The organism is Corynebacterium aurimucosum ATCC 700975 (genome assembly GCF_000022905.1).
GTDB lineage: Bacteria > Actinomycetota > Actinomycetes > Mycobacteriales > Mycobacteriaceae > Corynebacterium > Corynebacterium aurimucosum_F.
On sequence record NC_012590.1, the window covers coordinates 2,233,304 to 2,255,200 of the forward strand.

Here is a 21,897-nt window from a genome sequence, read left to right on the forward strand (position 1 = left end):
CAGTACAAAGACTACATGACATGGGCGGCGGTAGTCCTTTGTCCTTAGACCATCGCTTCTTCTGGCTCCGGTTCAAGGTATGGCTCAGCCCCGGACTGCGCTTGCTGACGGTCCGCTGCGGTGTCCTGCGGAGTATCTCCCGGCCGCAATGCAGCTGGCATTGTTTCTTCCGTTGGGTTCTCCGAACCTTCTGTGTTCTCTGTGTTCTGCGTATCCTCTGTGTTTTGCGTATGGCTCGGCGGTGCCGTGTAATCCACGTCCAGTACCGGCGGATTCTCCCCTAGCCAGAGGGCTTCGCTGCCCTCCTCGCCATAGGAGGTACCGATCTTTGTAGAGGTGACGCAAAAGCGGTTGAGGTCTAGACCCACATGGGCGATCTTAATGAAGGTCCGAGAGCGATTCGCACCGTGCTGGTCCTTCCATCGGTCCGTCACAATGGAGCCCATAACGAAGACGGGCATTCCCTTAAACAGGGACTTCTTCACGTTGATGGCGCACTGCCCCCATACTTCCCCATCGATGAAGTTGAGATCCAGCTCGCGCCATACGGTTTTGCCCTCCTCGTCTTTCTCCGGAACGCTGCGGGAAGAAGCGATACGGATGCGGGCCTTATACATGGTGTCGCTGATTTTGGTCAGGTGCGGGTTGTGGGTCAGGCGTCCTGTAATGGAGATTGGATATTGAGACATTGCGTGATTCCTTTGCTGGTCATGGCTCGTGGCTTTCTTGAGGTTAAGGAAGCGATGCGCCTCCCTTACCTCGCATCTTTGCCACCAAGAACAGCACCCGCAATGACTTCGCCAGCAACCTGTGGATAACTTGTTGCAAGCGTCAACAAAAAATCCATGTCCCCAGGCAGAAGCACCTCTTCTATCACCCTGGGTGCGCCAGCTCTCTAGTGTTGGCGCCCCCTAGTGCTGGCGGAAGCTAGATTCGTCGCCTTCCCCCATTTGCTTGAGCATGGCGTTATAGCGTTCCAGATCAGCATCGCCGTCCACGTCTGCCTTAGCGTCATAGCGCCGGGCAGTTGCGCGGTCTTCCCGCAGCCAGTCTCGGAAGAGTGAACCGAACACAATCACCAGCGGGAATTGGCCGAATCCCCACGAAATACCGCCGCCGGTCCGCTGGTCCTTCACAAAGTTCGGATTCCACGGCAGGTTCAAGGATTCATAGAAGTCCAAACCAAGAATCACCTGCATCTGCATGAGGTAGACACCGGCGAAGAGATGCAGGGGCATCGACACAAACAGAATCAGCAGGCGAACACCCGTGGGTGCGCGCCACGGCAGCGGATCCGGGCCGATGACCTCCCAGTAGTAGATATAGCCGGAAATCAAGAAGACCCAGTTCATGATGACGTGCCCGGCATGCTCCGAAATGGCCGCCTCATAGAAGTTCGGGAACAGGTAGAGCACGTAGAGGATGGCCAAGAACTGCAGGACGTTGACCGCTGGGTGCGTGAGCACACGTAAGGTACGGGATTTGGTGAGGGCAACGGCGGCGTCGTGAAGCGTGGGCTTGCCCGGCTCCCCCGGTTCAAACGCTTCCATCACCAAGGTCACTGGGGCGCCCAGCACAAGGCACAGGGGGATCGCCATGGACAGAATCATGTGCACCAACATGTGCATGGAGTACAGCGCCGGCATGTATAGGCCAATGCCATTGCTCAGGATCAGCGTCATGCCCAGTGAACCCACAAGGAACCAGGTAGTACGCACGGCCGACCACGTCAGCCCACGCTGCTTCAGACGCCAGAGCGCGTACAGGTAGAAGCCGGCTAGCACGAGCCCGAGCGAGCCAAACATGAGATCAAAGCGGAACATGGTCCACACGTTGGTGGCCGTGGGGGCGTCGAAAAGCTCGTAGCCCACCAGGATTTGCATGGCGTTGAGATTCGGATCCCGCGGCGGCGGGGGCGGCGTGCGGCCCATCGAGATGGCCACGCCGACTGTGGCCGCCATGATGAGAACCTCCACCACGGACACCCGAATAAACAGGCGCGGCGCGCGTTTCATCTGGGGAATGGTGACCCGGCGATGCACAAAGCCGATGGCCGCGAGCACCACCGTGAGCACTGCTTTGCTCAGCACCAGCAAGCCATAGCGAGTGGTGAATAAATCCCCCAGCTCAACGCGGATGAGCGCGTTGACCACACCGGTCGCCGCCAGCCCCAAGATGGACAGCAGCGCAACGGTGGAATACCGGCGAACCGCCACGCCCATGTCAGGCCCCAGGCGGCGGCCATGCGCAATGAGGCCCATGAGCCCGCCGACCCACAGCATGATGAAGAACAGGTGCAATAGCAGCGAGTTCGTGCCGTAATCATGATCACCGCCGGAGGCCGAGTGGCCCTCCATGCCGAGGGGCACCGTCAACAACAGCGACAGGAAGAACGTGGCAACTTGGCCCGCCCACGTGCGCGCCACAAAGCCCATGATGGCAACGAGCGCTGCTATCCCCGCGGTGAGTAGCCACACTTGCGACGTGGCAATCTGCCCCACCGCCATGCCCATCAGCTCTGGGTTGAGAACCTGGCCCAACGGGGTACCCGTGAGGTCCGACATCACGAGGGGGACCTCAATCAACGACACCACCGCGGCACCCACGGAGGCCCACGCACCGGTGCGCGCCGCAATGTGCCCATCGACGGTCAGGCCAGCCTCGATGAGACGCTCGTTGTCCTTGTCCGGCACGGCTGGGTAAATCAAAAAAGCGCTGGACATAAAAGAACCGATGGCTAGTGCCATCAGCATCCAGGCAACCGCGCGGAAGAAGGGAAGGCCGAACGTTGTCATGCGGCCTGGGTCGGGGATGCCCAGGGCGGCAAGCGAGTCCGCGAGAAAGAATAAGGAAATAATTCCTCCCACGAGGCCCGCGAAGACGACGAAAGAAAGATTCAACAAGCGGGAAGACTGCGCTCCCGACCCCGAGTGCGCCAGCCCCCGCAAGTGCTGTGAGCTGGGTTTTTCCTTCTCAGTGTGCATGGTGGGCAGTCTACCGCCACAGACGTTCTCTTACCTAAAAGGTAAATAATTCTCAGCATTCGGGTAGTCTGCTCTCATGGACTCTCGCCAGCTTCACCACTTTCGGGCCGTCGTAGATCACGGTTCTTTCACGCAAGCTGCGGAAGCGCTGCAGCTCACGCAACCTTCTTTGAGCCTGACCGTCCGCAAGCTTGAAAAAGATCTCAACGTGAAGCTGCTGTCCCGCGGGCGCGGTGGAGTCCGAACCACAGAGGCCGGGGATTACCTCTATGGCGTAGCTATTTCAGTCGATTCCCTCCTCACCACTGCCACCGCGCGCCTCGCCGAGTTTGCTTCCTCGACACCAGCACCGAAGCAACAGCAGCGATAGCCCGATAATCAGGCGGTCCGCAGCGGTGCGTTATGATGTTTCGGTACGCCTCCATAGCTCAGTGGATTAGAGCAGTGGGTTTCTACCCCATGTGTCGCGGGTTCGAATCCTGCTGGGGGCACGCAGGTCAGGGCCACTTTCTAGGGTTTCACTAAGCCTCAGAAAGTGGCCTTTGGGCACAGATTGGACACACTTCCATGGACATCACCCTCGCGACTTTTGACCACGCCCCGGAATCAACGCTGCGCGGCATGCGCTTCGTTAACGCGTGGGTCCCAGCACCAAGCTATGCGGCATCACGCCGCGCGGTGCTCACCGGACAATACCCACAGCGCGGAGCCACAACGCGCATCACGGAGATTTTCAAGGCCGCTGGCTTCGAGGTGCGGGAGGATACCGAGCCAGCTTCTTCGCAGGTCTTTCGCCTTCTCGAACAGCCGAATCCCCAGCTGTTGGACACCCTCGATGGCGTGGTGGCGGTGTGTTCCCTGCAGGGAGATAAGGCTGCCATGTCCCTCCTGTGGCCCGGGGTTGCAGAGTCCGGGGAATGCGTTGAGCTCGTCTCCCCTCTCGACTTAGCGCCCACGCTCGCGGCGATAGCGGGGCTCGATGTGCGCCCCAACGCCCCGCTGTCTTTCGATGGGCTCAACTTGGTGCCGGTCCTCCGCTACGGGGCATCTGGGCACGCGGCGCTCTTCTTCGACAACGGCGTGCGCATGCAGGACGCCGTGCTTGTCGACGACTCCGCCACCCCACCCAGCGCCTTGCCGCGCCTGCGGGAAGAGTGGGAAACGTGGAAGCGGTTTATGGCTCTGGGCCCGCTGCAGTAGTTTGCAGAGGTTACCGATTACTCCACTGGGATGACGACCCAAAGGATGAGGTAGAGCAGAATTCCTGAGAAGCCCAGCAGGGTCGCAACAACAAAGAGAATGCGCACCAGGGTCGGATCAAGGTTATAGGTCTGCGCGATGCCTCCGCAGACGCCGCCGAGCATCGTGTCAGTAGTGGAACGGGTTAAACGTTGGTTGTTCATGATGTCTCCTTTCGCCTTCCATTATCCAGAGTTGGGTCTGAGGATTCATCGGTGTTTACCCTGATTTAAACCCTGATTGCTCTACGCTGGGTGGAGACTTCCCACCCTGAGAGAAAGGACGCCGTTTATGGCTCACTCCCCTGGGCTGCCCGCCCCTACCCGCTCCTCCTATGCGCTGTTGACCGGCGCTAGCCAGGGAATTGGCGCTGCGATGGCCAAGGACCTGGCCGCCCGTGGTTATAACGTCATCCTCGTCGCACGCCGCGAAGACGTCCTCGAGTCCATCGCTGCGGACCTGCGCTCACGCCATGAGGTGGACGCCATTGCGCTGGCAGCGGACCTCTCCGAGGCAGCGGACGTGGACCGCGTCATCGAGTTCATGGCGGGCAAGAAAATTTCCATCATCGTCAACTCGGCGGGTATCGCCAGCTTTGGCAAGTTCATGGATCAGGACTGGGACTATGAAACCCGGCAGTTCGACCTCAACGGCAAGGCCGTTCACCGTCTGACGCGCGCTGCTCTGGAGCAGATGCTGCCGCGGCGCAGCGGCGCTATTTGTAACGTGGGCTCGGCTGCGGGCAACGTCTCCATTCCGAACAACGCCACCTATGTTTTCACCAAGGCCGGCGTCAACGCCTTTACTGAGGCCCTGCACTACGAGCTCAAGGGCTCCGGCGTGACCTGCACGCTGCTGGCCCCTGGCCCGGTGCGCGATGCCGTCATCCCCGAGGAAGAGCAATCGATCGTGGACAAGGTCGTCCCAGATTTCTTGTGGACCACCTATGAGTCCTGCTCCGCAGAGACCTTAGATGCCATGGCCCGCAACCAGCGCCGTGTGGTCCCCGGGCCACTCTCCAAGGTGATGAATGCGTTGGGCAAGATTGTGCCCACCCCGATTGTGGCGCCCATCATCGGCAGCTTCTATTCGAAGATGGCCTAGAACACAACAATGCCCGCTCTCCAGTGAGAGCGGGCATTGTTGTGTGTTACTTAGCCTTGGAACGGCGATTGCTCCGCGATAGCCTTCTGCGCGGCTTCCTGCCGAGCAACCTTGCGCTCTACCCAGAACTCTGCGTTCTTGATTCCCAGCGCCTCTGGGTCAAACTGCGGGTCCTTACCAGCGGCCTTCTGCGCGCTGTAATCCTTGAGGCACTTGAGCGCCGGAACCTGCAGGAAAAGGATAGCGATGATGTTGAGCCATGCGGTCGCGCCAACACCGATATCACCCAGAGCCCAAGCCGCGCCCGGAGTCGTGGTCGCTCCGACAACCACAGAGACCACGAGGAGAATACGCAGGAGCCACACGAGTGCGCGGCGGGTGGTCTTGTTGCTAATCCAGCGGTTGAAGTAGGTCAGGTTGACCTCCGCCATGTAGTAGTACGCCAGGACGGTGGTGAAGGCGAAGAAGGCAATGGCGATGGCGACGAAGCTCGGGCCGAATCCTGCCAGGAGGGTGTCGAGACCGTGCTGGACAAAGCCAGGTCCAACCGCGACGTCATCCGGGATGGAGCCAGCGTAGCGCACAGGTCCATCCTCCGACTCATCCTCGAAGACCTTGTACATGTCAGTGGAGATAATGATGAAGGCGGTAGCGGAGCACACGAAGAGGGTGTCAATGTACACCGAGAAAGCCTGCACGAAGCCCTGCTTCGCTGGGTGGGAAACCTCTGCCGCCGCGGCCGACTGCGGGCCGGTACCCTGGCCTGCCTCGTTGGAGTAAATACCGCGCTTCACGCCCCACATGATGGCCGAGCCCAACAGGCCAGAGAAAGCCTGCTCTGCGCCGAAGGCGGACTTGAAGATCATGCCAAAGACCTCAGGGATCTGGTTGAAGTTCATGATCAGGATGATGATGGCGAAGATAATGTACGCAGCCGCCATGAACGGAACCACGAGGGACGCGAAGTTAGCGATACGCTTGACGCCACCGATAATGATGATGGCCAGAATTCCGCCCAGAACCAGGGCAGACCAGCCAACTTCAATACCCCAGGCGTTCTGGACTGCAGCGGCCACGCCGTTGGCCTGGATACCAGGCAGGAAGTAGCTGGTGGCCAGAATCATCGCGACGGCGAAGACGATGCCATAGACCACCATGAAGGGGCCGACCTTGGTGTGCTTGTAGGCCTTTTCGATGTAGTAGGCCGGGCCACCGCGGTACTCGCCGGTGTCCTGGTCCTTCTCCTTATAAACCTGCGCCAGAGTACATTCCACGAAGGAAGTGGCGGACCCTAGCAGCGCTACCGCCCACATCCAGAACACCGCACCCGGCCCACCGAAGGCAATAGCCGTCGCTACACCGGCGATGTTGCCCACACCGACACGGCCGGCCAGGGAAATCATGAGCGATTGGAAGGAAGACACGCCCGAATCGGAGCTTTCACCATCCTTGAGCTGCTTGAGCATGTCCGGAATGCAGCGAATCTGCAGAAACTTGGTGGCCAGCGTGAAGTAAATGCCCGCGCCGAGGCACAGGAAGACTAATGCTGGTGACCAGATTAAAGAATTGAGGGTATCGAGAAAGGCTGACATCGGTAGGTTACCGTCCTTCGAATTATGTGAGTGCCATCACGTTAAAGGGTGCACTAATCATGTCCTATTCACCACGGTTTTCGTCAGCAAAACCATGAAAAAGTTCAAAAAGCCGCCAAACTCAGCCTTCATAGTCGGTAGAAACCCCAGCACATATCGATTAAGGGACCGATTTCGACAAGCACACCCGCCCTCCACCCCCACTTACCCCCACTGAACCGAAAGGGTGCATCTCCGACCACACCGCAAGAGAAACTATGGTGGAAGGCATGAGTGATACCCCCGCTAAGAACGACCGCCTCGTCTGGATCGACCTGGAGATGACCGGGCTCGATCCGAAGCGCCACGTGATCGTGGAAGTTGCCGCCGTGGTTACCGACGCCGAGCTGAACATTCTCGACGAAGGCATTGACATCGTCGTCCACGCCACGGAGGAAGAACTCGCGCAGATGGATGACTTCGTCACCGAGATGCACGCGAAATCTGGGCTGGACAAGGAGATTCGAGAATCTGCAATTACGATTGCGGAAGCAGAGGAGGCGGTACTGAAGCTCGTCGAGAAGCACTGCGACGCCAATCACCCCGCACCCCTTGCAGGCAATTCCATCGCAACGGACCGCACCTTCATTCGCGAATACATGCCGCGCCTGGACGCCGCGCTGCACTACCGAATGATTGATGTTTCCACAATCAAGGAGCTGGCACGCCGCTGGCACCCGCGCGCGTACTACAACCAGCCGGATAAAGGCATGGCACATCGAGCCCTGCAGGACATCATCGAGTCCATTCGTGAGCTCGACTTTTATCGCCGCAGCGTGTTCCGTACGGATAACGGCCCCTCTACCCCGGAAGCTGAGGAGCTCAAGGGGGCTACTACCGACGACTACCAGGCGTTTTTGTAAAACGGACAACGTGGGTTAACCTGTATCTCGTTGCTTTCGCCAACGATGGTGGCTGTAGTTCAGCTGGTAGAGCACCAGGTTGTGATCCTGGGTGTCGCGGGTTCGAGCCCCGTCAGCCACCCCGAATAGACCCCGCATTCTGCTTGAACAGGATGCGGGGTTCACTTTTTGCATTGAGCCCCAGCACCACCGCACCCGCGCACCATCAAGCCCCACCACCAGCCAGACTTGAGTATGTTAGCCTTACCTAATTGTATAGTGGGTAGCCTTCCGCCCGCACAGCAACTCAAGTTTTCAAAGGACAGTGATAACGATGGCTGGCCAAGCTAAAGAGGCAGCGCCGAAGCGCAAGCCCCGTAAAGCGCATGAAGCAACCGTGACTGGTCGCTACCAGGTTTCTCCGGATTTGGTTCGGTTGAGCATGAACTCCCCTGCTTTTATGGGCAAGGAGCTGGAGTTTACGGATCACTACATCAAGTTGCTATTCGTGCCGGAAAGCGCCGATTATTCTTGGCCGTTTGATGTCCAGCAGATTCGCGAAGAGCAGCCGCGTGATAAACAACCAATTCTCCGCACCTACACCCTGATCAACCTGGACTCTGAAACCGGGGACTTCGATGTTGACTTTGTCTCCCATGGTGATTCCGGTCTGGCCGGTCCGTGGGCACGAGTAGCTGAGGTCGGCGAGAAGATTGGCTTCCTCGGCCCAGGTGGCGCGTGGGGACCGACCGCAGACTATGAGCACTTTGTGTTCGCCGGCGATGAATCTGCAGCGCCGGCCATCGGTGCCGGTGTGCAGCATCTCCCCGAGGGCGCGACCGCTACTGCCTTCATCGAGATCGAAGCCGAAGACCGCAAGTTCGAGCTGCCCACCCGCGAGGGCGTGGACATCGTCTGGGTAATCCGCAATGGCGCTACCCACGGCACTGAGCTATCCCGCGTGGTACGCGAGGCTGGTATCCCCGAGGAGAAGAAAACCAGCTGGTTCATCCATGGTGTCGCCGAGATGATCAAAGAGCTGCGTCGCTTCCTTTTCGTTGAATCTGGAATTCCAAAGGAAGACGTTTCCATCTCTGGCTACTGGCGTATCGGAATGACTGAGGACCAGTGGCAATCCTCCAAGCGTGAATTCAACGCGGCGATTGAGGCCGAGGAAGAAAGAGCTAAGGCCTAACGTTTGTTTTCGCGTTAGACTGCGGCAATGATCGATTTCACCGACACCGCCGACGTCGTTGCTCCCCAGCTTCTGGGCACGGTGCTCACGCACAACGGCGTTTCGGTGCGCATTACGGAGGTCGAGGCTTACCTCGGCGCAGACGATGAGGCCTCACACACCTTCAACGGCCGCACCCCGCGCAACGCCGCCATGTTCGGCCCACCCGGCCGCCTCTACGTCTACATGTCCTACGGCATCCACCGGAACGGCAATATCGTCTGCGCGCCCGAAGGCACCGGTCAGGGCTGCCTGCTGCGGGCCGGGGAAGTCATCGACGGAGTAGACCTTGCCTATCAGCGCAGAGGCGACACGGAGTTTCATAACCTCGCCCGCGGACCAGGAAATTTGGGCAAGGCCCTTGGCTTCAGCATCGCGGACAACGGCACGCCCATTCGCCTTAAACAACGCGATAAGGAACCTGAGTGGGTCCGCGGTCCGCGCATCGGCATCTCAAAGAACCAAGACGCCGCGCTGCGGTTTTGGATCCCCTTCGACAAGACAGTGTCTCGACGCCGCGGGCTCCCCCGCTAACCCCTACCGGTGTATGAGCCTCAGGACTCATACACCGCATGTGGGCTCATGCACCGGATCTTTAAGCCAAAGCTGCCCGCACCAGCTCCGCTGCCTGCGAGGGGGTCTTGCCCACCTTCACGCCGGCCGCTTCCAGCGCCGCCTTCTTGCCTTCTGCCGTGCCAGAACCACCAGACACGATGGCGCCAGCATGCCCCATCGTCTTGCCTTCCGGCGCGGTAAAGCCCGCGATATACGCAATCACCGGCTTCGTGACGTGGTCCTTGATATAGGCAGCAGCATGCTCCTCTGCATCACCACCGATTTCACCGATCATGATGATCGCCTCGGTATCCGGATCATTCTGGAAGGCTTCAATCGCCGAAATGTGCGTGGTCCCGATAATCGGATCGCCGCCGATGCCTACGCACGTGCTAAAGCCAATATCGGATAGCTCGTACATCATCTGATACGTCAAGGTGCCCGACTTCGACACCAAACCAATCTTTCCTGGGTTTGGCGCAGTCTCTGCTGGAATAATGCCGGCATTGGATTCACCCGGCGTGTAGAGCCCCGGACAGTTCGGCCCAATGATGCGCGTTTTAGACTCTCGCCCCAGCGCATAGAGCTCAGCGGTGTCCTTCACCGGAATTCCCTCCGTGATGATGACCACGAGTTCAATACCGGCACGGATGGCTTCTTCCGCGGCATCCTTAGTGAATTTTGCCGGCACAAAAATCACGGTGACGTTGGCCTCTGTCGCCTGCATGGCCTCACGCACGCTGCCGAAGACGGGAATCTCGCGCCCGTCAATATCGACGCGTTCACCTGCCTTGCGCGGGTTGACCCCACCCACAATGTTGGAGCCGGATTCCAGCATGCGGCGTGTGTGCTTCATGCCTTCGGATCCCGTCATGCCCTGCACGATGATCCGCGAGTCTTTGTTGAGAAAAATCGACATGTCTACTCCTAGTTCGCCAGCTCCGCAGCCCTGCGGGCGGCAGCATCCATGGTTTCTACCTGCTCCAGTTTGGGCAGGTGTGCGTCATTGAGAATCGTGCGTCCAAGCTCCGCGTTGTTGCCGTCGAGGCGCACCACGAGCGGCTTGGGTTCAATCCCCTCCGAGTCCAGAATCTTGTAGGCCTGCACGATGCCCTTGGCCACTTCATCACAGGCAGTGATACCGCCAAAGACGTTGACAAAGACCGCTTTCACCTGTGGATCACTAAGAATCACTTCGAGCCCGTTGGCCATCACTTCAGCGTTAGCGCCACCACCGATGTCTAGGAAGTTCGCGGGCTTCGGCTGCGAAGAAAGATCCTCGCCGGCATAGGCCACAACGTCGAGCGTGGACATCACGAGTCCAGCACCATTGCCGATAATCCCCACGGAACCATCCAGCTTCACATAGTTCAGACCCATCTTCTGTGCCTTGAGCTCCAGCGGATCGGTCGCTCCGTGGTCCTGGAGGTCGCGGTGCTCTGGGTGACGGAACTGCGCGTTATCATCCAGCGTGATTTTGCCATCGAGCGCAATGATCTCACCGCTCGATGTCTTGACCAGCGGGTTCACCTCCACCAGCGTGGCGTCTTCTTCCGTGTACACCGTGTAGAGCTTCTTGAATACGGGCACCAGCTTGGCGACGTCCCCCTCATCAAACCCGGCCTCATAGGCCATGTCTCGCGCCAGCGTGTCCGTCATGCCGTCGAGTGGAGAGAAGCTGCGCTTAATCAGGGCATCCGGGCGCTCTTCGGCCAGCTTTTCAATCTCTACGCCGCCCTCCTTGGAAAGCATGGCTAGGTAGCGCCGCTTGGTGCGGTCAAGGAGGATCGAGAAATAATACTCCGCCGCAATGTCCGCACCTTCGGCCACCATGACCTTGCGCACGGTGTGGCCTTTGATCTTCAAGCCCAAGATCTCGTTGGCCTTTTCCGCCGCTTCCGCGGGGCTATGCGCGAGCTTGACACCCCCAGCCTTGCCGCGTCCGCCTGTTTTAATTTGTGCTTTGACCACGACCACCGGCGTCCCCAACTTCGCGGCTGCTTCTTCAGCCTGCACAGCTGAGGTCGCAACGATGCCTTTGAGGGTGGGAACGCCATGAGCTTCAAAGAGGTCTCGAGCTTGGTACTCGTAGAGATCCACTTCTGCCTCCATCTTTGCAGTGAAAAACTAGTTCTCCACAAGATTCACCAAAACAAAGACGTGATGCAAACCACTTTGCAGAAGTTAAAGCGTTGCACTTCACACACTTTGCACACCGCGCGTGTGCGATGCAACGCTGCCCGTTATAGCCGTTTAAACCCCCAGCAAAGAATTAGCTGATTTAACTTTCGGGGGCACCCTGGGCGGCACCGTCGATAAGCGCCGCCGCCCCAGGAGAGCTACTGGTTAGCGTCAGCATTGCCCGCAGACCAGGTGGCCCAGTCCATGTTCCAGTCCCCTAGTCCGTCGAGCGCGCTCAGCACACCACCACCGGTGTTGGAGACCTTGACCAGATCACCGCGCTTGACCGTGTTTTGGAACCACTGAGCAGCCTCAGTAGTCACGTTGATACAGCCGTGGGACTGGTTGTAGCTGCCCATCGCACCGACAGCCCAAGGCGCCGCGTGGACATAGATTCCGGAGTAAGACATCTGAGTTGCCCACTGGACGTCAGTCCTATAACCGCCAGCATCAAGAGCTAGGCCGAAGGTGGTGGAATCCATGACCAGGGAGGGGTATTGATCGCCGATGATGTAGGTGCCATTCGGGGTATCCCACTGGCCATCCCTGCCCATCGACACAGGAATGCGGCGCAGCACCTCACCATTCTTGAACACCGACATCATCTTGGTGTTGTTATCAATCAGCGTGATGACGCGGTCGCCGATGGTGAAGTTGGTGGAAGCATCCTCACCGCCGTAGACGCCGCCACCGAGGTTACGGCCGTACAGGTCAACGTCGACAGTCACCTTCGTACCCGGCTCCCAATAGTTTTCCGGGCGCCAGCGCACCTCCTGGTTATTCACCCAGTAAAAGGCACCTTCGACGGCGGGCTCGGTTTTGACCTTAATCGTCTCTTCGGCCGCCTTGCGGTCAGTGACGTAGTTACCAAAGCGCACACCGATGACCTGCCCCACACCCACTTCGGAGTCCGGCAGTGGGCTCAAAGCCACCTCGGATACCGCCGCAGCCTGCGGGGTGGTGAACGTGATGGTCTTATGGGTGCCATCTTTGTCCGTGGCATCAATGGTGTACGTGCGGTTATAGCCCAGCACCTCAGCACTCTTCCACGTGGTCGAGTCAGAGGACAGCTCATCTTCGACCTCAACGCCAGCCTCGTTGGTCATCGTCACCGACTTCAGGCCGGCTGGGGAGCTCACCTCCACCGGTTCGGATGGATCAACATTGCTAGCGCCATCTTTGACGGAAAACTTCAACTGCTTCGCTTTAGCGGCTGCCGACGCCTCTGCCGAAGCACTCGCTTGGACATCTTCCTGCGATTGGTTTTCAGCCGGGCTGGAATCCTCGGCCCCGCCGATGGTACAGGCGGCCAGTAGGGAAGCCGTCGCAACGAGGCTCGAGAGAAGTACTGCGGGACGTGCAGAAGGGAATAGAGAACGCACAGAAACCCCTAGCTCATAGAAAGATTTAGACAATGACAAGAGTGCACTAAGCCTAACCGCCCACACCGCCTTCTAACTAGTTAGCGCCACCGCCTTTAACCGTTTCGTTACCAGCCTTCCCCACTCCCGCACTCCGCACTTTCAAAGAAGAGAAAAGTAGCCGCTACCTAAGGCACCTAAAACCTTCATTCACCTGGCGATTTTACCTTTTTGGGAAGAGGGTGTTAAAGTTACATCTCGTTGCACGGCAGGCGCTGAGGAAATCAGAAGCCACCGGGTAGACGCAAGCGCCATTAGCTCAATTGGCAGAGCAACTGACTCTTAATCAGTGGGTTCGGGGTTCGATTCCCTGATGGCGCACAGTTTAACCCCCTTCATCCTAGATGAAGGGGGTTTCCTCGTCTCGCCGCCTCGACAACCGGGGTTAAGGGCTTAAGGGACATTTCGTGTGGATTTGCGGCCTAAACGACAAAACGTGTTGTTTTCCGGCGTGTCGAGTTAAACGACAGATTGTGTTGGTGGGGGTTGGGGTTTAGCGTATGTGACCTTTGCGTATTCCCATAGAGTGGTTGTAGGCAGTGTCGATGGCGCTGTCGTAGGTTGCTGGTCGGCCGTCTTCGTGGCCGCTGGTGGCTTGTGTTTCCTGGTTGGCTAGGGTTTGTGCTTTGGCGAGTGCGTCCTGGCCCCAGTTTTGCTGCCTGGCGATTTCTACGGGGTCGCCAGGCAGCTGCGTGTGTAGGTACAGCCACCAGTCACAGGCGATGCGTTGTTGCTCGTCGCGTAGTCCTCGGTGGGCGTGCATCAGTTTCTTGATTTGTGAGTTCACTCCGCCTTCCAGGCTGTTGGTTGTGCGCTCTAAGCGTTGGCCTTCTTTAGCTTGGGTGAGGTAGGCAAAGAGGTGTCCGTGTTGACTCATTTTCTTCAGCTGTAGGTAGATTCCGCGGTGAACATCGTGGGTGTACCACCATTTTTTGTTGCCGCGTTTGGATTTAGGAATCTGCTCGAAAGGGACGTCTTTGACGTAAGTTTTGGCTTTTGAGCTGGGCGCTAAATACAGTGCCGAATTGGTGTAGCTTGGCAGTCCATTCGGCTGCTTCATCCAGGTTGTCAACGGCTAGCAGTTCGAAGGAAAGCCGTCGCAGTGCTTTGCCCATCGGCGAGGTGGGGTGCAGGCCTGTGGCGCGTTGAATGTTGCGTTTGACGTGGACAATGCAGCGTTGAACTGGAGTATCAGGCCACAAGTGGCGTAGTGCTTTAAGTCCTCCGGAATCCCCATCACAGGTCACCAGTTGTGGTGGGGCTATCTCGTCTAGCAGGCGCATGTAAGACCAAGAGGATTCCTTAGTGCACCAGAACCAGTTGATGACATGGCAGGAGTCAGCAGCTACGACAAGGCACTTGGTGTTGAAGTAGGTGCCGTCGATGAAGATTTGGTCGTAGATTCGCTGCTTATCAACGCTTCGGGGAGGTTGGATAAGCCAAAACGTTTTGAACCGGCGTTGCAGAGTTCGTGATGAAACTCCGCAGGTCTTAGCTGTCTCTGCCAGGCTGTGGCCTGACATGAGCCAAGAGATGAAAAGGCGAAACCATTTTGCTTGAACTGCGTCGTCATTGGCGCGGGTGAAAGTGGCCTTGCAAGTGCGGCATCGCCATCGTTGGCGACCGGTATTTGTCGTTCCGTATTTGATGCATACCCCGCTACAGACAGGGCATCGAGGATGATTCTTACTCATCCTCTCATCGTGAACCTAGGCAGCTAGCACACTGGCACTTCCCCGGCGGTATTTCCGGCCCGAGGCTGGGTTATCCCTCCGGATAAGTGAAATCATCCTAATACCAGCACGCCAGACCAGCTAACCACCCAACCTCACCAACACATCCTGTCGTTTAGGCCGGATTTGCGGCGTGTCGCGCTAAGGGACATTTCGTGTGGATTTAGGCGCGTCCGGCCCAGCCTTTTCTTATGCCTAAGCTGGGGTTCCATTCGTTGTCGATGTGGGTGTCGTATGTGGCTGGTCGTCCGTCTGGGTGGCCACGTCGTGTGAGTTCTTCTTTTGCCCAGGCTGCGCGTGCTGCTTTTTCTCCTTGGCGTCCGAAGTCTTGTTGCTTGGTTAACTCCAGTGGCGCTACCGGGTCTTCGGTGTGGGTGTAGAGCCACCAGTCCATGGTGATGCGCTGATGCTCATCGAACATGCCCCGATGGTTTCCTGCTAAGTCTTTGAGTTGTTTGTTGATGCCGCCTTCCAGCAGGTTTGTGGTGGCTTTTAAGTCCTGTGTGACACCTTCAGGCGGGTCAAGGAAAGTAAATAATTGTCCAGCGTGAATAAGCTTTTCTAGCCGTTTTAGAGCCCTGCGGGCGTTGCGGTGGGTGTACCACCATTTCTGGTTGGGGCTGACCCATTTCGGTACTTGGCCTGCTGGTATAGCACTGCGGTAGGTTCGCTCTTTAAGCCAATCAGCAAAGGTAATGCGGGTGTGGTGGACTGCAGCAGTAAACCGCGCAGCATCTTCACGGTTGTGTACCTGGACGAGCATGTAGCCCAGTTTCCGGATTGCTTTATGCGCTGGGTGAATCGGGTTGCGGCTGATATCAGCAAAAGTGTTGCGCTGGACGTGGACTAAGCAACGCTGGATGGCAACGTCGGGCCATTTAATGCGCAGTGCCTTGAGTGCTCCGCCTGCCCCGTCGGTGGTGACGATGAGTGGTTGCGCGATTTTGTCGAGCAGTTTCAGGTACTCGTAGGAGCTTTCACGCAGGCACCAGTGCCAGGCGATGACGTGTGTTTCGGTGCAGGCTACCAGCAGGCATTTTTTGTGGAAGTAGGTGCCGTCGATAAAGACCTGGTCATAAACCCGATAGGGGTCAGTAGTCGTGGGCACGGTGATAAACCACAAAAGCTTGAACCACCGGGTTAAAGTCCGCCTTGTTACCCCAAGGCGTTTGGCTAAATGGTCTGCGGATTCGCCGGAAAGAATCCAGTCGATAAAGATTTTGAAGTGCCGAATATCGCTGGTGTGTGCGCGGGTATTAATCGATGAAACGTTGCACTGAGGACACAACCAGCGTTGGGTTCCTGCCGCGGTTTTGCCGTTCTTAACCAATCCGTGGCCGCACATGTCACACGACGGCCGATTCCTATTAGCCATAGGAATTGGCCTTACCGCACCAGCAGCAGTCCCCTTATCACAGACCTAGGACTATCCGGTGTTGATTTCACAGATCGGGCCGTTGGAACCGATTCAAAATCAAGATCACCGTATTATCCCAGGCTGCCCCAGGAATCCGTATCGGTTTATCCACACGAAATGTCCCTTAAGCCGGGTTAAGGGGGGGTTAGCCCCTTAATCCCCGAAGACCTCCAAGCGCTGCGTCTTAGGCCGCCACCAGGCGGCAAGTTCGGCAGTGAATTCTTTATGCTCCGGCCCGGCAATCTCATCGAGGGCACGCATATAGTCAGGCACCAGCGCCCGGGGCAGGCGCAACCCCATCGTCAGATGCGGCGTCCACCTTGGGCCGCGCCCCTCGGGATTCGCGGCGCTTATCTGGCGCGCAGCAATCTCTAGCTCATCGGTGGCCTCCAGAAGCCAGGCCACGGTCTGCTTGCTTTTCCTCCCGAACACCACCGTCCCGACGCGATGAAACAGCGCCGGCAGTAGCGTCGGCAACAGCGTGCGGGCCTCGTCGACGACTGCAGTCTCGAGCGCCGGCGCAAACGTTACCGTAATGTGCGGGCGCTGGTGCTGCACCGGAAAGCCACGCTGAGCCAGGGCAGCATAGACTTCCCGGATCGTGTCTTCATCCTCCGGGGTGAGGTACAGCAGGAGGTTCTCGGGCGAATTTCGGCTCACATGGCCCGAGTCTAACTAACCTCTCGCAGCGCCACGACAGGTTGCCCGCGGTGGTCCAGCACATCCGTCTCTACGCCATAGACCTCGCGCAAGAGTTCCTCCGTGAGCACCTCCCCCGGAGCGCCGTGAGCGCGTCCCTTGCCGCCGTGAAGCACGACAAGCTGATCGCACATCCGGGCGGCCAGATTGATGTCATGAATCGCCACCAACGCAAGGCTGCCTTCCTCCCGAGCTTTTGCCCGCACGCGGCCCAAGACGAAGAGCTGGCGGTTGAGATCGAGGGCGGAAGTGGGCTCGTCGAGAAGCATGAGCCCAGGGGTCCCCACGAGCATCTGCGCCACGGCGACGAGCTGGCGCTGGCCTCCAGAGAGCTCATTGAGGTAGCGCTGCGCAATCTCATCGAGCCCCATGGAGTGCAGGACCTCGGCTGTGCGGGTGATTGGGTCCTCGCATGCTTCGCGCCGCGCCGCAATCAGCACCGCCTCAAACGCCCGCAGCGCCGCGGTGTGCGGCAGGCCCTGCGGCACGTAGCCAATGAGCTGGCGGCGCCGCTGCCCGCGCGGGGCTTGGCCGTCGACACGAAAATCAACCGTGCCACCCCGCGCGCGGTGCACGCCGGCGAGCGCCTTAATGGTGGTGGTCTTGCCAGACGCGTTCGGCCCCAGCAAGCCCACCACCTGCCCGCCGCGCAGCGTGGGGAGACTCAGCCCATCTACCACCGTGCGCGAACCATAGCCGGCGGTCAGATCAGCGATGGTGAGTTCTACGTCCACAATGCCCTCCTCCGGGTCATGACGATGGCGATGAAGAACGGTACGCCCAATAGTGAGGTCACGATGCCAATGGGGATGGCCAGCCCGGGCTTAATGACGAGGCTCAGCGCATGGGCGGCACACATCACCGCCGCGCCCGCGGCCATGGATGCCGGCACGAAGTAGCGTTGATCCTCCCCCACCAGCATGCGCGCGATGTGAGGGCCTACTAGGCCGATAAAGCCGATGATGCCAGCGAAGGCCACGGTGGTGGCCGCGACGAGTGAGACCACGACGAGAACGATCACGCGCAGACGGGAGGTGTTGACACCGAGGGCGGTGGCGCGGGCATCGCCAAGCCGCAGCGCCGTCAGCCGCCACGACAGCGCGCCCAGGATGGGCAGCGCCACTGCAAGCGCGCTGGCTAGCACGGCGTTGGCCTGCCAGCTGGCGCGGGTGAGCGAGCCCATGGACCAGAAAACGATCTGCTGGAGAGCCTCGCTGGAAGAACGGTATTGAATGAGCGCCAGCATGGCCTGAAAGAAGAAGACGAGGCCGATGCCGAGCAGCACCATCGTCTCGGACTTCGCGCCGCGGATAACGGCAGCAACGACGATGATGGCCGTGGCGAGCGCCGCCGACAGCCACGCGATAAGCGCGAGGTTGAACTGCGGCTGGGCCAAAAGCTGCCAACGCAACACGATGGCACTGGCTCCGCCGAAGGCAGCCGCCGCGGAAATACCGAGAGTAAAGGGTTCCGCCAGCGGATTATCCAGGATGGTTTGCATCTGTGCGCCAGCCAGTGACAGGCTGGCGCCGATAAGCAGCGCCATGACAGCCATAGGCAGGCGCAGGCTCCACAGGACTGTACGCGTTTGCTTGTCGACACCTCCCGGATCCACCATCCCCCGCAGCACCTGACCCGGGGTGAGGTCGATGGCGCCGACGATAACGCTGACGACGAAGGCAGCGAGAGCCACGACGATAAGCCCGGCGACGATGGCGATGCGGCGGCGTGTTACACGGGAGTGCTCGCGTGCCAGGGCCTCCACGGGAAGAACTGCGGTTTCTGCGCGCGTGGTCCGTTCTGGGCTTGCCGAGCGCCCAGTTGATGTGAGAATGCTCATGACTAATTGGTGCTGAAGAAGGTTCCGTCGCCTGGGACGGGCGAGTATTTCTCTTGGGCTTCTGCCCATTCTTGCTGCACGTTGACGTCGGTGTAATCCTCCGGGTGGAGCCACGCGGCGATCTGGAGGAGTGCTAGGTAGTTGAAGGGCGAGTTGTAGAACTGGTGCCACAGGCCATGGAGGTTGTGCTCCTTGACGGCGGAGAGGTCCTCAAAACCAGGTTGGACGCCGGCCAGCGTGGCAGCGCTGTCGTGGGCATCCTTATCGCTGATGCCATAGCCGACGGCAGCGAATCCGGTGTGCCCTTTTGCGTTATCGACCTTGGCGGACCAGTCGCCGCCGGTAGCAATGATCATGTCGGGATCGGCGTCGATGACCTTCTCCGGGGTCAGCGCGCCGGACTCACCTTCGATGATGTCGTCTGCCACGTTCTTCCCGCCGGCGACGTTGACCAGCTCAGAAATGTTGGAGTCGTTCCACGAGCCACAGCAGTCGGAAATACCTGCTGCGCGCCACACGAAGGTAGAGGGCTTGCCCTGCGCCTTGGTGGCGCGCTCGGTCACCAGGTCCACATTCTTTTGCCAGTCCGCGATGAACTCCTCCGCGCGGTCCTCGTGGCCAAAGATATCGGCGAATATTCTCATGGTGGGGACGGTGTTCTCCAAGGGCTTGGCGCGGAAGTCTGTGACGGCATAGGTCAGGCCGGCCTGGTCCAGCTTGTCAGTGAGCCCAGCGGTCTGGGAGGCTTCGTACTGATCCTTGGAGAGCACGATGAGGTCTGGGTCGAGGCTGATGAGCTCCTCCACGGTGACGTCGCCCTTGGTGAAGCCGCCGATTTCGGGCAGCTCGTTGACTTTGGGCGTGGCCTTTTCCAGCTCGTGGTAGTAGTCGGGCACGTTCTGCTTCAGGTCCGATCCGATGGCCACGACCTTGTCCAGCGGATCTTCCTTGTTAAGGATGCCGGTGGCAAAGACGCTGCGGCCCTCTCCCAGGATTACGCGTTCTGGCTCGTGGTCCAGCTCCACTTGGCGGCCGGCAAGGTCTGTGAAACTCACAGCGGCGGTCCCTTGCGCTCCCGTTGACTGCTCGCTGCCGGCATCGGCATTGTCGGAAGCACAGCCCGCCAGCGCGCCAGCCAGCGCCGTCACAATGGCACACGCTCCTACCACTCGCCCGGCGCGGTGACGGGATGCCTGAGCTGCAGGCGTCGATACGTGAAGCACGATTTCTCCTTCAAACTTTCGTCTTGTGGTCTGCACGGAGGCTCATACTACACCGGCAGGTAGGGCTACCCAAAGCTTAGATAGGATAGGCAATACTTCTACTAACGCATACCGAGCGCAAAAATGCCCCACCCCGGACATTTCCCAAGGCAGGGCTTCTACGCACGCAGTCGCGCCCAATGGCGCTAGCCGGCGTTAGCGGCGCTCAGCAAGCAGGCGCTGCAGCTCCTTGATGTCGGACTTACGACGCTTGGAGCGGAAGACAGAAAAAGCGATGAGGCCTACGACAGCCGCGCCAACGCCGGCGAGCGCCATCTGCACATTGCGCTCCTGCAGCTTCTGGGTTGCCGCGCCCTTAGCGTCCTCAACGAAGTTCTGCGGCTTGCTGCGATCAGCGAGCTCATCCAAGGTGCTAGCCAGCTGACGGCGGGTGCGCTCGATGTCGCGCTGGATATCATCAATGTTGCGTGCCACGTGAATCTCCTGAATTTTGGCTTCGTTCGGTGTTGTTGCGGTTAGCGTCTTTCTAACCGTTGTGGTTCTAACGTGGACATTCTACATTGACCACCAGCTCCCCTGCAGAGTTGGCCAAGATTTGTCTCAGCTGTGCTGCGGCGAGCAAACTTAGATTCACCAAAGAGCCCTAAGGGAGAGCACGGTAAGCTAGACACCATGACTGAAGCACAACGACTGTCCGTAGGAGACAAAGCCCCCGCTTTTTCCTTGAGCGATGATTCCGGCAACACTGTGAGCCTGAGCGACTATGCCGGCCAGCGCGTCGTGGTTTACTTCTACCCGCGCGCCAACACCCCTGGCTGCACGAAGGAGGCCTGTGACTTCCGCGATAGCTTGGAGCAGCTCAACGGCATGAACATCGCCGTGGTAGGCATCTCCCCCGATAAGCCCGAGGCCCTGGCGAAATTCCGCGAGGACCACGAGCTGAACTTCCCGCTGCTGTCGGACCCCGACAAGGAAGTCATGACGGCTTATGGCGCTTTCGGCGAAAAGAAGAATTACGGCAAGATCGTCCAGGGTGTCATCCGCTCCACGTTCCTCGTCGAGGAAGACGGCACCATTGGCCAAGCCATGTACAACGTCAAGGCCACCGGCCACGTCGCCCGCGTGCTCAAGGGGCTCAACTAAACCGTGGAATCTAGCTCGAAGTCACCGGAGATACTGGTCCCTAGGCGTCGCCCAGCGCAGGCGCGTAGCCGGGCCAAGTATGACCGGATTTTGTCCTGCGCGCGGGAGACGCTCGTGGACTATGGCTTCGAGTCCTTTACTTTCGACGAAGTCTCGCGCCGCGCAGAAGTGCCGATTGGCACGCTTTATCAATACTTCGCCAACAAGTACGTTTTAATCTGCGAGCTGGACCGCCAAGACACCGCGGAGATGCTGGCGGAGGTCGAGCGCTTTTCCCAGCGCGTTCCGGCCCTGCAATGGCCGGACTTCCTTGAAGAATTCATCGACCGTATGGCCCGCGTCTGGCGCAACGATCCTTCGCGCCGGGCGGTGTGGCATGCCGTTCAGTCCACACCCGCCACCCGCGCCACGGCTGCTGACACCGAGCTGAGCCTGCTCAAGCCGATCGCGGAAATCATCGAGCCTCTTGCCCAAGGTATGGACGCTAACGCCCGCGTGGAAATTGCGGCCTTCCTCGTCCACACCGTGGTCTCGCTGCTCAACTACAGCACCATGCGCTCCGAGGAGAGCTTCGATGGCGTGGTGGAAGAGATTAAGCGCATGCTCATCGCCTACCTCTTCGCCATCGCCACGAGCGCCTAGGTCATGGCG

At 59.0% G+C, this 21,897-nt stretch carries 21 protein-coding genes, 3 tRNA genes and 1 pseudogene; 11 read left to right on the forward strand and 14 right to left on the reverse strand.

Features of this window, described 5'->3' with window-relative positions; translation table 11 throughout:
* Positions 1 to 44: 44 nt before the first annotated feature.
* Positions 45 to 689 carry a single-stranded DNA-binding protein gene (locus CAURI_RS10755; protein WP_010191173.1) on the reverse strand — a complete coding sequence of 215 codons (645 nt, stop codon included), beginning with the start codon at positions 687 to 689 and terminating at the stop codon, positions 45 to 47.
* A gap of 222 nt (positions 690 to 911) precedes the next feature.
* A complete protein-coding gene (locus CAURI_RS10760) occupies positions 912 to 2,984 on the reverse strand; it encodes a bifunctional copper resistance protein CopD/cytochrome c oxidase assembly protein (RefSeq protein WP_010191174.1) in 2,073 nt (690 codons plus the stop codon).
* Positions 2,985 to 3,060: 76 nt separating this feature from the next.
* Between CAURI_RS10760 and CAURI_RS10765 the strand changes: the two genes are divergently transcribed.
* From CAURI_RS10765 to CAURI_RS10775, 3 genes are all read left to right on the forward strand, one after another.
* Positions 3,061 to 3,354 carry a LysR family transcriptional regulator gene (locus CAURI_RS10765; RefSeq protein ID WP_010191175.1) on the forward strand — a complete coding sequence of 98 codons (294 nt, stop codon included), beginning with the start codon at positions 3,061 to 3,063 and terminating at the stop codon, positions 3,352 to 3,354.
* A 47-nt stretch (positions 3,355 to 3,401) separates the two neighbouring features.
* Positions 3,402 to 3,475, forward strand: a tRNA-Arg gene (locus CAURI_RS10770).
* A gap of 76 nt (positions 3,476 to 3,551) precedes the next feature.
* Positions 3,552 to 4,184 carry an alkaline phosphatase family protein gene (locus tag CAURI_RS10775; protein ID WP_010191176.1) on the forward strand — a complete coding sequence of 211 codons (633 nt, stop codon included), beginning with the start codon at positions 3,552 to 3,554 and terminating at the stop codon, positions 4,182 to 4,184.
* A 17-nt stretch (positions 4,185 to 4,201) separates the two neighbouring features.
* On the opposite strand, the gene CAURI_RS10780 is transcribed toward CAURI_RS10775, so the two are convergent.
* Complete coding sequence (locus CAURI_RS10780) at positions 4,202 to 4,387, reverse strand: PspC domain-containing protein (RefSeq protein WP_010191177.1); 186 nt, start codon at positions 4,385 to 4,387, stop codon at positions 4,202 to 4,204.
* A 127-nt stretch (positions 4,388 to 4,514) separates the two neighbouring features.
* Here CAURI_RS10780 and cmrA point away from each other — a divergent pair, with 127 nt between their 5' ends.
* On the forward strand, positions 4,515 to 5,327 hold the full coding sequence (gene cmrA / locus CAURI_RS10785; RefSeq protein ID WP_010191178.1) for a mycolate reductase: 813 nt from the start codon (positions 4,515 to 4,517) through the stop codon (positions 5,325 to 5,327).
* 50 nt (positions 5,328 to 5,377) lie between these two features.
* On the opposite strand, the gene CAURI_RS10790 is transcribed toward cmrA, so the two are convergent.
* On the reverse strand, positions 5,378 to 6,919 hold the full coding sequence (locus tag CAURI_RS10790) for an alanine/glycine:cation symporter family protein (RefSeq protein ID WP_010191179.1): 1,542 nt from the start codon (positions 6,917 to 6,919) through the stop codon (positions 5,378 to 5,380).
* A 269-nt stretch (positions 6,920 to 7,188) separates the two neighbouring features.
* Here CAURI_RS10790 and orn point away from each other — a divergent pair, with 269 nt between their 5' ends.
* From orn to CAURI_RS10810, 4 genes are all read left to right on the forward strand, one after another.
* Positions 7,189 to 7,821, forward strand: a complete 633-nt coding sequence (gene orn / locus CAURI_RS10795) for an oligoribonuclease (protein WP_012715260.1) — start codon at positions 7,189 to 7,191, stop codon at positions 7,819 to 7,821.
* Between the two features lie 48 nt (positions 7,822 to 7,869).
* Positions 7,870 to 7,942: transfer RNA gene (locus CAURI_RS10800), tRNA-His, on the forward strand.
* Positions 7,943 to 8,134: 192 nt separating this feature from the next.
* Positions 8,135 to 8,995: a siderophore-interacting protein gene (locus tag CAURI_RS10805; RefSeq protein ID WP_010191182.1), complete on the forward strand. Its 861-nt coding sequence runs from the start codon at positions 8,135 to 8,137 to the stop codon at positions 8,993 to 8,995.
* Positions 8,996 to 9,022: 27 nt separating this feature from the next.
* Positions 9,023 to 9,568, forward strand: a complete 546-nt coding sequence (locus CAURI_RS10810; protein ID WP_010191184.1) for a DNA-3-methyladenine glycosylase — start codon at positions 9,023 to 9,025, stop codon at positions 9,566 to 9,568.
* A gap of 61 nt (positions 9,569 to 9,629) precedes the next feature.
* Here the strand turns inward: CAURI_RS10810 and sucD are convergent, their stop codons facing one another.
* The 3 genes from sucD to CAURI_RS10825 form a co-directional block, all read right to left on the reverse strand.
* Positions 9,630 to 10,508, reverse strand: coding sequence for a succinate--CoA ligase subunit alpha (sucD, locus tag CAURI_RS10815; protein ID WP_010191185.1), 879 nt, complete (start codon positions 10,506 to 10,508; stop codon positions 9,630 to 9,632).
* Between the two features lie 8 nt (positions 10,509 to 10,516).
* Positions 10,517 to 11,689, reverse strand: coding sequence for an ADP-forming succinate--CoA ligase subunit beta (sucC, locus tag CAURI_RS10820; RefSeq protein WP_029159028.1), 1,173 nt, complete (start codon positions 11,687 to 11,689; stop codon positions 10,517 to 10,519).
* Positions 11,690 to 11,928: 239 nt separating this feature from the next.
* Entirely contained in the window at positions 11,929 to 13,152 is a 1,224-nt protein-coding gene (locus CAURI_RS10825; protein WP_010191187.1) for a L,D-transpeptidase, read from the reverse strand.
* 287 nt (positions 13,153 to 13,439) lie between these two features.
* Here CAURI_RS10825 and CAURI_RS10830 point away from each other — a divergent pair.
* Positions 13,440 to 13,512, forward strand: a tRNA-Lys gene (locus tag CAURI_RS10830).
* A 172-nt stretch (positions 13,513 to 13,684) separates the two neighbouring features.
* On the opposite strand, the pseudogene CAURI_RS14340 reads toward CAURI_RS10830, so the two are convergent.
* The 7 genes and pseudogenes from CAURI_RS14340 to CAURI_RS10865 all read right to left on the reverse strand — a co-directional run bounded on the left by CAURI_RS14340 (position 13,685) and on the right by CAURI_RS10865 (position 20,577).
* Positions 13,685 to 14,885: pseudogene (locus CAURI_RS14340) on the reverse strand (IS1249 family transposase).
* 202 nt (positions 14,886 to 15,087) lie between these two features.
* Complete coding sequence (locus tag CAURI_RS10840; RefSeq protein WP_012715263.1) at positions 15,088 to 16,299, reverse strand: IS256-like element ISCau1 family transposase; 1,212 nt, start codon at positions 16,297 to 16,299, stop codon at positions 15,088 to 15,090.
* A 195-nt stretch (positions 16,300 to 16,494) separates the two neighbouring features.
* Positions 16,495 to 17,001 carry a 2'-5' RNA ligase gene (locus tag CAURI_RS10845; protein WP_010191199.1) on the reverse strand — a complete coding sequence of 169 codons (507 nt, stop codon included), beginning with the start codon at positions 16,999 to 17,001 and terminating at the stop codon, positions 16,495 to 16,497.
* Positions 17,002 to 17,012: 11 nt separating this feature from the next.
* The gene (locus CAURI_RS10850; RefSeq protein ID WP_010191201.1) at positions 17,013 to 17,774 is read right to left on the reverse strand and encodes an ABC transporter ATP-binding protein; all 762 of its coding nucleotides are present in this window, start codon (positions 17,772 to 17,774) and stop codon (positions 17,013 to 17,015) included.
* Positions 17,765 to 18,880 (reverse strand): FecCD family ABC transporter permease, encoded by a 1,116-nt coding sequence (locus CAURI_RS10855; RefSeq protein ID WP_012715264.1) that lies wholly within the window; start codon positions 18,878 to 18,880, stop codon positions 17,765 to 17,767. The genes CAURI_RS10850 and CAURI_RS10855 overlap by 10 nt, the downstream gene beginning before the upstream one ends.
* A 2-nt stretch (positions 18,881 to 18,882) precedes the next feature.
* Positions 18,883 to 20,103, reverse strand: a complete 1,221-nt coding sequence (locus tag CAURI_RS10860) for an ABC transporter substrate-binding protein (RefSeq protein WP_012715265.1) — start codon at positions 20,101 to 20,103, stop codon at positions 18,883 to 18,885.
* A 195-nt stretch (positions 20,104 to 20,298) separates the two neighbouring features.
* A complete protein-coding gene (locus CAURI_RS10865) occupies positions 20,299 to 20,577 on the reverse strand; it encodes a DUF3618 domain-containing protein (RefSeq protein ID WP_010191207.1) in 279 nt (92 codons plus the stop codon).
* A 198-nt stretch (positions 20,578 to 20,775) separates the two neighbouring features.
* Here CAURI_RS10865 and bcp point away from each other — a divergent pair, with 198 nt between their 5' ends.
* Entirely contained in the window at positions 20,776 to 21,246 is a 471-nt protein-coding gene (gene bcp / locus CAURI_RS10870) for a thioredoxin-dependent thiol peroxidase (RefSeq protein WP_010191211.1), read from the forward strand.
* A 3-nt stretch (positions 21,247 to 21,249) separates the two neighbouring features.
* Positions 21,250 to 21,888: a TetR family transcriptional regulator gene (locus CAURI_RS10875; protein ID WP_012715267.1), complete on the forward strand. Its 639-nt coding sequence runs from the start codon at positions 21,250 to 21,252 to the stop codon at positions 21,886 to 21,888.
* Positions 21,889 to 21,897 lie beyond the last annotated feature (9 nt).